This is a genomic window from Roseovarius sp. PS-C2 (genome assembly GCF_018862045.1).
Taxonomy (GTDB): Bacteria; Pseudomonadota; Alphaproteobacteria; order Rhodobacterales; family Rhodobacteraceae; genus Roseovarius.
Genome location: NZ_JAHKSQ010000008.1, coordinates 137,085 through 149,286, shown reverse-complemented (window position 1 = coordinate 149,286; position 12,202 = coordinate 137,085). Strand labels below are relative to the sequence as shown.

At 60.7% G+C, this 12,202-nt stretch carries 9 protein-coding genes; 2 read left to right on the top strand and 7 right to left on the bottom strand.

The window, feature by feature from the left end:
* Positions 1-460: 460 nt before the first annotated feature.
* The 3 genes from msrQ to KPG71_RS15770 form a co-directional block, all read right to left on the bottom strand.
* Positions 461-1,063, bottom strand: coding sequence for a protein-methionine-sulfoxide reductase heme-binding subunit MsrQ (gene msrQ / locus KPG71_RS15780; protein ID WP_216339057.1), 603 nt, complete (start codon positions 1,061-1,063; stop codon positions 461-463).
* Positions 1,063-1,965, bottom strand: a complete 903-nt coding sequence (msrP, locus tag KPG71_RS15775) for a protein-methionine-sulfoxide reductase catalytic subunit MsrP (protein WP_216339055.1) — start codon at positions 1,963-1,965, stop codon at positions 1,063-1,065. Before msrP ends, msrQ begins: the two co-directional genes overlap by 1 nt.
* A 78-nt stretch (positions 1,966-2,043) precedes the next feature.
* On the bottom strand, positions 2,044-3,537 hold the full coding sequence (locus tag KPG71_RS15770) for an FMN-binding glutamate synthase family protein (RefSeq protein WP_216339053.1): 1,494 nt from the start codon (positions 3,535-3,537) through the stop codon (positions 2,044-2,046).
* 114 nt (positions 3,538-3,651) lie between these two features.
* Between KPG71_RS15770 and KPG71_RS15765 the strand changes: the two genes are divergently transcribed.
* Positions 3,652-4,095, top strand: a complete 444-nt coding sequence (locus KPG71_RS15765; RefSeq protein ID WP_216339051.1) for a DUF302 domain-containing protein — start codon at positions 3,652-3,654, stop codon at positions 4,093-4,095.
* A 53-nt stretch (positions 4,096-4,148) separates the two neighbouring features.
* Here the strand turns inward: KPG71_RS15765 and KPG71_RS19670 are convergent, their stop codons facing one another.
* From KPG71_RS19670 to clpB, 4 genes are all read right to left on the bottom strand, one after another.
* On the bottom strand, positions 4,149-5,741 hold the full coding sequence (locus tag KPG71_RS19670) for a hypothetical protein (RefSeq protein WP_253196302.1): 1,593 nt from the start codon (positions 5,739-5,741) through the stop codon (positions 4,149-4,151).
* 129 nt (positions 5,742-5,870) lie between these two features.
* Positions 5,871-6,809 (bottom strand): hypothetical protein, encoded by a 939-nt coding sequence (locus KPG71_RS15750; protein ID WP_216339049.1) that lies wholly within the window; start codon positions 6,807-6,809, stop codon positions 5,871-5,873.
* A complete protein-coding gene (locus tag KPG71_RS15745) occupies positions 6,806-8,833 on the bottom strand; it encodes a glycosyltransferase family 2 protein (RefSeq protein ID WP_216339047.1) in 2,028 nt (675 codons plus the stop codon). The genes KPG71_RS15750 and KPG71_RS15745 overlap by 4 nt, the downstream gene beginning before the upstream one ends.
* Positions 8,834-9,062: 229 nt before the next feature.
* Complete coding sequence (clpB, locus tag KPG71_RS15740; protein ID WP_216339045.1) at positions 9,063-11,681, bottom strand: ATP-dependent chaperone ClpB; 2,619 nt, start codon at positions 11,679-11,681, stop codon at positions 9,063-9,065.
* A 251-nt stretch (positions 11,682-11,932) separates the two neighbouring features.
* Between clpB and KPG71_RS15735 the strand changes: the two genes are divergently transcribed.
* The gene (locus KPG71_RS15735; protein WP_216339043.1) at positions 11,933-12,202 is read left to right on the top strand and encodes a hypothetical protein; all 270 of its coding nucleotides are present in this window, start codon (positions 11,933-11,935) and stop codon (positions 12,200-12,202) included.

Genomic DNA, 12,202 nt, shown 5'->3' with positions numbered 1-12,202 from the left:
CTCCGCTCCCTCAGTCCGTCCCGCGTCCCGTCAGCACCTCAGCGCCGCCGGTGAAGGGGTATCTACTGCTTCACCCCAAACCCCGCAACCCCTTTTTATCACCAACGTCACATTTTTTTTGAAAAACTGCATAACCGTTTAATTTCAACAAGATAGACGTGCCAGTTTTTGCCAAACCCGTTCAAGGCCCCCGTTTCGTGCTGCATTCCAGCCGTTTCAGCCCCTACATCTTGAGTTATCCACAAGCTTATCCCCAATTCCCACCAGACTCACCGACGAAACCTGCCCTCCAATCGCGAGTCACCCGGTGAATCAGACGCAAAAATTCGCCCCCCGCACTCCGAATCCCACGGGACAGCGACCGGGGCTTGCCGGAAACCGCCCCCATATGGCGAAGACTCCGCCAGAACCCGGCCCTCGCACCGTTTCTCTCCGGCTTAAATTCTCATCAGATGCCGTATCAGGCCGCCTGTTTTCGCCGCACCGGGCGAACACGCAGGGCCAAAAGCAGCACAATCGCCGCAAGATACAGGATCGGCTCGATCTGAAAGCCCTTTACCAGCCACAGAAAGTGTATGCCGCCCAGAACGGCCACGGCATAGGTCAGCCGATGCAGTTTGCGCCAACGTGCACCCAAGTGTCGAACCGACCACCCGTTCGAGGTCATCGCCAGCGGAATCATCAACGCAAAGGCCAGCATCCCGACCGTGACATAGGGGCGCTTGAGGATATCCGCCCAGATCAGCGCCGGGATCTGCACGTCCAGCACCAGCCAGACCAGCAGATGAAGCGTGACAAAGAAAAACGCGACCAACCCAAGCGCACGCCGGAACTTCAGCAGATTGATCCCTGCAAACCGGCGCAGCGGGGTGATACACAGCCCGGCGATGACAAGCTGCAACGCGATCTTCCCCAGCTCGTGTTCGAGCGCCTTGATCGGCTCGACACCCAGACCGCCTGTCGCGCCCAGATAGAAAAGCCACAGCGCCTGAACCAGACCCAGCACATAAAGCACGGCCGCGGGCACCCTGCGGGCCAGACGGTTCAGGCGATCAGCGATCATCAGAAAAACCGTTTCAGATCCATGCCGTCATACAGCCCGGCCACCTCGTTCCCGTAGCCGTTGAACATCAGCGTCTCGACCCGTGGCGAGAATAGCCCGCCGCCGATCCGGCGTTCCGTGGCCTGAGACCAGCGCGGATGATCCACCTGCGGGTTCACGTTACTATAGAAGCCATACTCACGCGGGTTGGCCTTGTTCCAGCTTGTCGGGGGTTCCTTGTCGGTCAGGGTGATCCGGACCACCGACTTGATCGACTTGAACCCGTATTTCCACGGCACCACCAATCGCAATGGCGCACCGTTCTGCTTGGGGATGTCCCGGCCATAAATTCCCGTGGCCATGATGGTCAGGGGATGCATCGCCTCGTCCAGACGCAGGCCCTCGACATAGGGCCAGTCCAGAACCGGATAGCGCGTGCCGGGCATCTCGTCCTTGCGCAGCACGGTTTCGAAAGCCACGTATTTCGCACCTGCCTGCACGCCCGCCATGTCCAGCAGATCGGCCAGTTCGAAGCCGTTCCACGGCACCACCATCGACCATGCCTCGACACAACGAAGCCGGTACAGGCGTTCCTCGATGGTCATCTTCGACATGATGTCGTCAAAGGCATAATCGCCGGGGCGCTCCACCAGACCGTCGATACGAACGGTCCAGGGATCGATTTTCAGCCGCCGGGCGTTCTTGTAGGGATCGTCCTTGCCTGTGCCGAACTCATAATAGTTGTTGTAACTGGTGATTTCTTCCCAGCTGTTCGGCTCCATACCCTCGGCACGGGCCTGTCCGCCGATACCTGCCAGCCCCAGGCCCGCCGCCGCACCGGCCATCCATTGACGGCGGTTCAGGTATACCTGTTCCGGTGTCACGTCGCGTTCGGTCAGGTCGTTTGTCCAGCGGTTCGCCATGGTGTCTCTCCTTCACGTCCTGACACCTTATATAGAGACACCCCCCAAGCCGTCACGAGGTCACAGGCGCACGTTTCCTCACATTGGCGTGCCCGCATTGTAACTTGGCCGGGTCTTGTTGAACGGAACCGAACTGCCATCGGCCTGCACGATCCGTACATGCCGCCGCCGCATCAGGCGCGGCTCGGTGACGCCGACGGAATGCGCGATGGTCTCGACCTCACCGATCACGGCTTTCGCGTAATTCGCAACCTTCAGGTATTTGTCCTCGACAACCAGCCCCCCCTGCAGGCGTGGATCATGTGTGGTGATGCCCGTGGGGCAGGTATTGCGGTTGCACTTGAGCGCCTGGATGCAGCCGAGTGAAAACATGAACCCGCGCGCCGAGGTCACGAAATCCGCGCCTGCGCACAGCGCCCAGGCCACATCGGACGGGTTGACCAGCTTGCCGCTGGCAATGATCCGGATGCGATCCTTCAAACCATGACGATCCCGCAAATCGACCATGCGGGGCAACGCCTCGCGGATGGGCATGCCGACAAGGTCGATCAGGGGCATCGGCGCGGCGCCTGTCCCGCCCTCGCCGCCATCGACGCAGATGAAATCCGGCGCGCAATCGTCTTCCCGCAGATTGATCATCTCGAAAAACTCGATCCAGGCATCGGACGATCCGATCACCGTCTTGAAGCCCACGGGCTTGCCCGTAACCGCACGGATATGGGCGATCATGTTCAGCAGATCGTCAAAACCATCGATCTCGCGATGGCGGTTCGGGGAAATACTGTCCTGGCCCTCGGGAATCCCACGTATTTCCGCGATCTCGGCATTCACCTTTGCGCCGGGCAAAATACCGCCCTTGCCCGGTTTGGCCCCCTGCGCCAGCTTCAGCTCGAACATCTTCACATGCGGGTTCGCCCCCACATCGCGCAGCCTTTCGTCATCGAGGTTCCCCTCCGCATCGCGCACACCGTATTTCGCCGTACCGATCTGATAGACGATATCGCACCCCCCCTTCAGGTGAAACGGAGACAGACCGCCCTCGCCGGTATTCAGCCAAATTCCCGCCCTGGCCGCCCCGCGGCTCAGCGCCTCGACCGCCGGGCGCGAAATCGCGCCATAGCTCATGCCGGAGATATTGAAGATCGACTTTGCCCGGTACGGCACCGCCGCCGTCGGCCCGATCACCATCGGCTCGGTCGTGGCGCACTGATCGTCCAGCGGCGGAAAACAGGCGTTGACGAAAATCGGCGTTCCGGGGATCGACAGGTTCCGGGTCGATCCGAAGGCCACCGTGTTCCCCTTGCCCTTGCCCGCATGATACACCCAGTCGCGCTGCGCCCGGTTGAACGGCATCTCTTCACGGTCCATGGCAAAGAAATACTGCCGGAAAAACTCGCCCAGTTTGGTGAACAACCCCCGGAACCGCCCGATCACGGGATAGTTGCGGCGAATTGCATCGCCGGCTTGCGTCTTGTCCAGGATGTAAAAGGCCACGATCAGCGCAACGGCGAACCCAAGCACCAGAACGAATATCAGGGCCAGAACTTCAAGGGCATGCACTGCGTAACTCATTTAACCGTCTCTTCCGTGTTGATATGGGTCAAGGGAGGATGCACTCTTGCATCATACACTGCGCCTTTGCCGACAGTGCCACAACCCGAAACCTCGCCTCGAAAGGACGCCGGAATGAAAATCACCACCCTCACCGCCGCCATCGCCCTGACCGCCGCAGCCGCATCCGCACAAGACATGGTGACCTATACCACCGACCAGGCTTTCGAAGACGTGACATTCGGCCTGGAAACAGCAATCGTCAATCTGGGACTGGTCATCGACCATGTCAGCCATGTGGGCGAGATGCTGGAACGTACCCGCGCCGATGTCGGTTCGGATGTGGTTCTTTTCACACAGGCCGACGCCTACAGTTTCTGCTCGGCCACCCTGTCGCGCGAAGTGATGGAGGCTGACCCGATGAACATCGCCTTCTGCCCCTACAGCGTCTTCGTCGCCGAACGGGCCGACACCCCCGGCGAGGTCATCGTCGGTTACCGCGCCTTCCCCGAGGGCGAAATGCAAAAGGTGCAATCTCTGCTCGACGGAATCGCCCGCGCGGCAATCGGCGAGAAATAAGTCATACCCACAGTCCGGGACGGGAACCGCGCAGCCACAATGCCGCGCGGTTTTCATTTCTTGTGAATCACCACGATCTGATCGCGCCGCCCCTTCAGAAAGCGGACCGGCTCGATGATACACCCCGATATGTCCTGCCCGACCGCGTTGAACTCTGCCGAGAGTTCGGGATCGGTGTGGCGAAACTCCCCATCCTCCAGCCAGCCACGAAACAACGCGGCAGTCTTGGTGATGTCGGGCAGTTCCAACTCACCGGGCTGCCGGCGCAGGCTTTCGATCACATAAAGACCGCCGGACTCCATCCGCGGGAATACCTCCAGAAATGCATTCTGCTGGTGATGGCTGGCGTGGCTCGCATCGTCGATCACGATGGTCGGCGCCGGGTCGATGGACTCGGCAGCGGCGGCAATATGTTCGCGATTCGCCATATCGCACCGATGAAACGTGAAACGGTCGTCCCCGAACCACGACACATCCTCTATATCCAACCCGTGCACATGGGCCTTGGGGAAATACTCCAGCCACATCCGAATTGACGGAACCATGCTCGGGTCATGGTCCATCTCTTCGATTTGTTCGGGCGATGCGTTCAGAACTCCCATTTCCAGAACACTGATCTTGCGCTGACGATACGGATGGAACAGCATCTGATACAGTTCTGTATACCGGTGCCTGGACGCTCCCTTGTCGGTCCCGTACCGGTCCGCCAGATCGCTCAGGTTTTCGCCGCCTTTTCCCGTGGGCTTGCGCGGCGCGGTCTTGGTGTTGGCTAGAATTTCCGCCTCTTTGAGAGCCTCTTTTTCCTCGCGGGTCATGACCGGAGCGGCGTCGCAATCGACCTTGTGCTTCTTCAAGGCCCGGTCCATCCAGCTTTCGGGCTCAGGCATACCGCCGATATCCGCCAGGAACTCGCGCACGCGACGGCCATAAAAGTGCACCGAGTAGGTATTCTCGCGCAGCATCTCCTCGATTGCAGCCAGCCCTTGCGTGCGCATCAACAACCGGCGATCCCGGAAACTGACCGGATACAACCCTTCGATCGGGAAGGCGTATTTATCCTCTCCCGTCTTTTGCAGATAATGCGTGACGGCCTGCGGACCCCAAACGCCCCACGGCATGTCGCTGACATGAACCGGGTTCCCTTGATCCTTCAGTTTTTGCAGGCGTTTCTTTTCGCGGTCCGAATACCATTCGGGGATGCCGAACTCGTCTTCGGTCATGTCCAGAAGCTGACCCAGTGCATCGCTGTCCGGCGGCAGGCCAAGCACCCCGCCATTGATATGCGCATCCGATTCCCAGCCAAAGAAGTGGCCCGTCGCGGTCTCGAACGGCTTGACGCAATAGGCATCCAGATCGGCCCAGATCATCCGGTCATGCTGCTTCAGCAGGTGATATCGGAAAACATCTGAAAACAGCGCAAAACTGCCGGTGCGCCCATGCTGGATAAAACGGTCGATCTTCAGAACGCTGTCCCCATGAATCAGCTCGACCCCGTCGGGCACGTTCTGCACTTCCTTGTAGTGATAAAGCTTCACATGATGCCCCGCATCAAGGAAGGACTGTGCACACAACACTTCGACATAGCTCAGCGGGCCTTCGACCCACAGCATTCCGATCTCGTAATCGCGACCCATCTGCACCCTCATTCACGTCGCACCCTTTACGGGCGTTTTATCCATTGTCCCAAAGCCCTACGGACCGGTTATGCGCCGCGCAATCCTTTCTCGTCGCAACCCGCCATCACACGGCAACCTGACGCGGCTGCGCCACAACGCTCAGACCTGTCCGGGCTCGATCAGGGTTATATCCGGATTGGCGCGAATATCGTCGATATCACGCTCATACATCCGGGTCAGATGCGCGCGCTCGGCCGGTGTCCACGGGTCGTAACCGCCATACTCTTTCCCGCGCGGATATTGTTCCTGCAAGGCCACACGCTGGTCCAGCGCATAATCGGCGCCCTCCTTGTGGATCAGTTGCAGCAGTTCATACACGGCACGCCCGCTGGCCGTGGGCCGCTTGTTGCGATCCTTGGGCTCTTTCATCGCGGACACATCGACATCGGGACCGCAAAGATTGGCCAGAATCTCGCGATCCATTTTACGAAAGTCTTCGTATTTCCAGACATAGACACGCGCACCGGGAAAGAAGGTCACGACCGATTTCAGGATATTGTGCCAGCTCGGCATGTTCTCCATCACCTGCCGCCTCATGATCCGCTCGTCCACGAACCACTGACCGGTCACCGACCGCAGATACTCCACATAGGCCGAGGCAAAGAAATCGGCATAGTTGCGCAGCCCCAGATGCACCTCATCGACACCGTCAGGGAACTGCTCGGCAAACACTTCGATCAGCTTGCGCCGCCAGCGATACAGCACCCCGCGCTTCACGCAATGGCCGCAATGACCGGCCATGTTCTCGTCCGACAAAATCAACCGTCCGGGTTTGGCCGAGAACAATTCGGACAGGAACACGCCGGTCATCTCGCGCAATTCTTCGTCCGAAATCTTCGGGTCCCAGTCCATGCCGACGCTGTTATAGACGTTGCATTGCACCGGCACTGTCAGGCGTTTGCGCGTATCGCGGTGATGCACGTAATGCACCCCGGCGCGTTCCAGCATCTTGGAATTGCGCGCCAGCATGGATTGCACATGGCTGGTCGCCGTCTTGTGAAATCCGCCATGCAGCACAATATAGGGCCGCTGGCTCATTCCGCGGCAAGCCCCTGAAGCAATTGATCGCGGTCGACCGGCATTTCGCCGGGGCGATTGATCGTCTGCAACAACCTGTGCAGATCGGCCCATTCCCCGTGCTCTTTCAGCGCGGCGATCTTGGCGCGATGCCAATCGCAGGCTTCGCCGTGCAGGCGCGCCACTTCGGGATCGCTCAACAGCTCGTCATACACCTCGCGGGTCCGCGCGACGGTGGGCAGCAGCGATTGATCCTCTTCCATGTTCAGGTTCAGATCGGCCCAATAGGCCACACCCTGATCGCGTTCGATATGGTTCGTGCGCCCCCGGTCACGCTTGACCAGGAAACTGTCGACCGAACGCACGGCATAGTGATGCAGGCGCGCATGGTCATGGCGGAACTCCGGCCAGGCCGACCAGCCCGCCGCGAAATACTTGTCCGGCATCGGCTGCCCGCCCGCATCGGTCCACACGAACCCCTCGGGCCGGCCCTGAAACTTGGGGCGGTGCACCCCGATCTTGGTTATCGCATCAGACGGGCGGAACAGGGTTTTCAGGCCAAGCGCCTTGTATTTCCCGCGGAAATCCTCTTGCGCGCCCCATGTGAACTGCTCGGTCACGAAACGGTCTTCATAGGCCACGCGATCCCCGCAGCCGAAAATCTTCCAGCACAATGAAATCGCGTCCGCCCCGCCGACCGCCTCGAACAGATCGTCCAGGGTTCCGCCATCGGCGCGCACGTTCAGGAATTCGTCACAGTCCGAGCAAATGATCCAGTCGGTCTCGTCATATATCTTTTCGCGACGCGCCCGGCGCAGGGCCACACGCTGCGGACTGGCGCCTTGCTTGAACTGGTTGTAGACATGCTGCACCACGCCAAGCTCTTCCAGACGCATTGCGATCCTGTCCGTGCCGTCGTCGCAATGGTTGGTGTAGATCAGGAAATCGGTGAACCCGATGGCCCGGTGATAGGCCACCCATTCCAGCATGAACGGCCCTTCGTTCTTCATCGTGGTGACGATGGTGCGGCGCGCGTTCCTTCGCGATCCCTGCGGGCGTATGGCGGGGACGCTCACCTCTGTGATCTCCACAGACGACCCGGCGGTTTCCGCCGCATCGCCCTCTTCACCCCATTCCTTTGCCGCCTCGGCCTCTTGCGCCTCTTCCCGTTTAATCTGCCGTATCCGGCTACGGAACAACGCGGTCACCTGCTCGGCCCGCTCGTTACGTCCCTTGCTTTCGTAATAGGAACTCAGCGCACCACGGAACCACGGCAGGTTCCGACGCGCCCGATACAGCCGGTAAAACTCCAACTCGGTCAGTTCACCGAATATCGCCGCGTGCATCACCGGTTTCAGCGCATCTATCTTGCGCAGGAAAACGGCTGTCTTGTGGTTCGAATAACGGCAATTGAAAACATGCACGTTATCCCCGCCAAAGCGATCCACATGCGCCTGGTCCAGTTCGTGATAGGGATCATAGAAAACATTGACCCGTTCGAACCCGCCGGTCAGCGCCGCCGCGTCCGACAGGGGCAGCGTCCAGTCCTGCCGCCGCCCGTTTTCATAGCGCGTCTCCCACGGCACCAGCGCCTCGTCCAGAGTGCTTTGCGGGTTGATCGCCACCGCATGCGCCCCCGGCACGAGCGATCCGAACACGATCGAGGCAAACCCGCCCATCGACACCCCGGCAAAAACCACCCGGTCATACCCGTCGAAAAACCCGTCAGTGGCCAGCGTCTGCATCCGCTCGATCAAAACCGGATCGCGGTACCAGTCGCTGACATGCGCCATGACCCCCAGATGGCTGATATTGCTGTCCTGCGCGAACTTGAACGCCCAGGGTTCGCGCTCGAGCGACGTGTCGCCCACATTCGACAGGTTGTCGAAACTCACCAGCAAACGGTTCACCGGACGCCTGACGAACATCAGACTGTGACGCAGTTGTTTTTCGATGAACCCTTCGCCTTGCCCACCGGGGCGAAGTTCGTCCAGCCAGCGCGGCAATGCCTGGCCTTGTTCTTTTGCAGGAGACTGCTCTGCCATAACCTGAATACTTGTTCTTGTCGTTGCATGCGCCAACCCGAATGGCGCGGCACCGCACACCTGGGGCGCTACCGCCACCGACTATACAGGCGCGCCATAAAACGGCGCAACCGCCTGTGTGCAATTGCAGGTATTGCGCAGCCAACCTGTCACTTCGGTGCAAGACACGAAAAACCCCGCGAAAGCCGGGGCTTCCGCAGGGCCTGATTTCTGCAGCCGTCAGACCGGCTTAATGCACGACCGCATCTTGCGGCGGTTGGCGATCCGAGGTGCCGACATGATCGCCGATCAAAAGACCCTCGGCCCCGGCCGAGACCGGAACGGTATCCCCGTCCCTGATCTCACCGGCCAGCAATGCCTCGGCCAGCGGGTCCTGCAACGCCTTCTGGATCACCCGCTTCAGCGGACGCGCGCCATAGACCGGATCATAGCCCTGATCGGCCAGCCATGTACGCGCGCCGTCATCCAGCTCCAGCGTGATCTTGCGGCTGGCCAGCCGCTTGAGCAACCGGGCCATCTGGATATCCACGATCCCGTCCATCTGATCACGTGTCAGGCGGTCGAAGATCACGATCTCGTCCAGACGGTTCAGGAACTCGGGCCGGAAATGCGACCGCACCGCATCCATCACGTCGCGCCTGGCATCGCTGGCATCGGCGCCCTCGGGCATCTGGCTCAGGGCCTGAGACCCAAGGTTTGACGTCAGGATGATCAGCGTCTGCTTGAAATCCACGGTCCGGCCCTGACCGTCGGTCAGAACACCGTCGTCCAGCACCTGCAACAGCACGTTGAACACCTCGGGATGGGCCTTTTCAACCTCGTCGAACAGCACCACCTGATAGGGACGGCGACGCACGGCTTCGGTCAGAACGCCGCCCTCGTCATATCCCACATAGCCCGGAGGCGCACCGATCAGGCGGGCAACCGAATGCTTCTCCATGAACTCCGACATGTCGATGCGCACCATCGCGCCGTCATCGTCGAACAGGAACTCGGCCACCGCCTTGGTCAGTTCGGTCTTACCCACACCCGTCGGCCCAAGGAACAGGAACGACCCGAGCGGACGGCTCTCGTCGTTCAGGCCCGCACGCGCCCGGCGCACGGCATTGGCCACGGCCTTGACGGCCTGATCCTGTCCGATCACCCGGCGATGCAGGTTATCTTCCATGCCAAGCAGCTTCTCGCGTTCGCCTTCCAGCATCTTGGCCGTCGGGATACCCGTCCAGCGTTCGACCACCTGGGCGATCTGTTCGGGGCGCACGGCCTCTTCGACCATCACGCCTTCGTCCTCGGCCTGCTCGGCCTCGGCCAACTGCTTTTCAAGCTGCGGGATCACACCGTAAGACAACTCGCCCGCACGGGCCAGGTTGCCCTCGCGCTTGGCGTGCTCCAACTCGATGCGCGCCTTGTCGAGCTGCTCTTTCAGATCGCGCGCACCGGCCAGCTTGTCGCGTTCGGCCTGCCATTGCGCGGTCATCTCGCTGGATTTCTCCTGCAACTCGGCCAGTTCCTTTTCCAGCTTCGCCAGCCGGTCCTTGCTGGCGGCGTCGTCTTCCTTGCGCAGGGCTTCGGCCTCGATCTGCTTTTGCAGGATATCGCGGTCCAGCGCGTCCAGTTCCTCGGGCTTGCTGTCCACTTCCATGCGCAGACGGCTGGCGGCCTCGTCCATCAGGTCGATGGCCTTGTCGGGCAGGAAACGGTCCGTGATATAGCGATGGCTCAGCGTGGCCGCCGTCACCAGCGCGCTGTCGGAAATCCGCACACCGTGGTGCAACTCGTATTTTTCCTTGATGCCCCGCAGGATCGAGATCGTATCCTCGACACTCGGCTCCTCGACCACGAGCGGCTGGAACCGCCGCGCCAGCGCGGCGTCCTTTTCGACGTGCTTGCGGTACTCGTCCAGCGTGGTCGCACCGATACAGTGCAACTCGCCCCGTGCCAGCGCAGGCTTGATCAGGTTGGCGGCATCCATCGCCCCATCGGCCTTGCCGGCCCCGACCAGCGTGTGCATCTCGTCGATGAACAGGATGATTTCACCCGCCGCGGCGGTCACCTCGTTCAGGATCGCCTTCAGGCGTTCCTCGAACTCGCCGCGATATTTCGCACCGGCAATCAGCGCCCCCATATCCAGCGCCAGCAACCGCTTGTTGCGCAGGCTCTCGGGCACGTCGCCATTGACGATCCGCAGCGCCAGCCCTTCGGCAATCGCGGTTTTACCCACGCCCGGCTCACCGATCAGAACGGGGTTGTTCTTGGTGCGGCGGCTCAGGATCTGCATCGCGCGGCGAATTTCGTCATCCCGCCCGATGATCGGGTCGATCTTGCCTTCCTCGGCGGCCTTGGTCAGGTCATGCGCATATTTTTCCAGCGCCTCATAAGTATCCTCGGCACTGGCGCTGTCCGCCGTGCGGCCCTTGCGCAGGTCGTTGATCGCCTCGTTCAGCTTCTGCGCGCTGATCGCGCCTTGCTCCAGCGCATCCTTGGCGGGGGATTTGACGATGGCCAAGGCGGTCAGAATCCGCTCGACCGGAACGAAACTGTCCCCGGCCTTGTCGGCCAGTTTCTCGGCCTCGGCCAGGACCTTGCCAGTCTGCTGGTCCATATAGGTCTGTCCGGCATCGCCCGACACCTGCGGGATTTTCCCCAGTGCCAGATCGACCGCCTGCCTGACGCGCGCCGGATCGCCGCCCGCCCGCTTGATCAGGTTGCTGGCCAGCCCCTCGGCATCGTCCATCAGTGCTTTCAAAAGATGTTCGGGGGCCAGTTTCTGGTGGCTTTCCCGCATCGTGATGGTCTGCGCAGCCTGAATGAAGCCACGCGACCGCTCCGTGAACTTGTTCAAGTCCATGGGTGTTCTCCTTTGTCACAAGCGTTACCCCGTTTGCGCACCCTGTATAAGGCATACGGCTTTCGGGAACCTCGCAATCTGATGTGGGCAGTGGCCTCATGCTGTTCAAGGTCGGGAACGGCAAAACTTGCCGCTAAATGCCCCGCCAAAGACATCGCCCCGTGACACCGGGGGAATGTTGCCGCCGCGTTCACCTGTTCCTCACGGCGAATCCTTGTATGGTCCCCCCGGTAACGAGTGGATCAGTCATCATGCGCATTCAGAACGTCAGGGTCGTCGGCCTGACCCATCTTCCCCATATGCAAACCTACCGCGCAACCCTTCAGTTGCTGACGGACAGGGGCGGCATAACCCTGAACTGCACCGCCCGCCTCGGCGAAAGCGCCCCACGGCCCGATATCCTGCGGACGCTGCTCGAGGACGCCATAAGCCAACTCGGGCGCATGCCCGAAGTCCGCACCGGACGGCAATCCATCGAACTGGCCGAAAATGCGCTGCACTCCGGGCTGAACGAGGCTTGA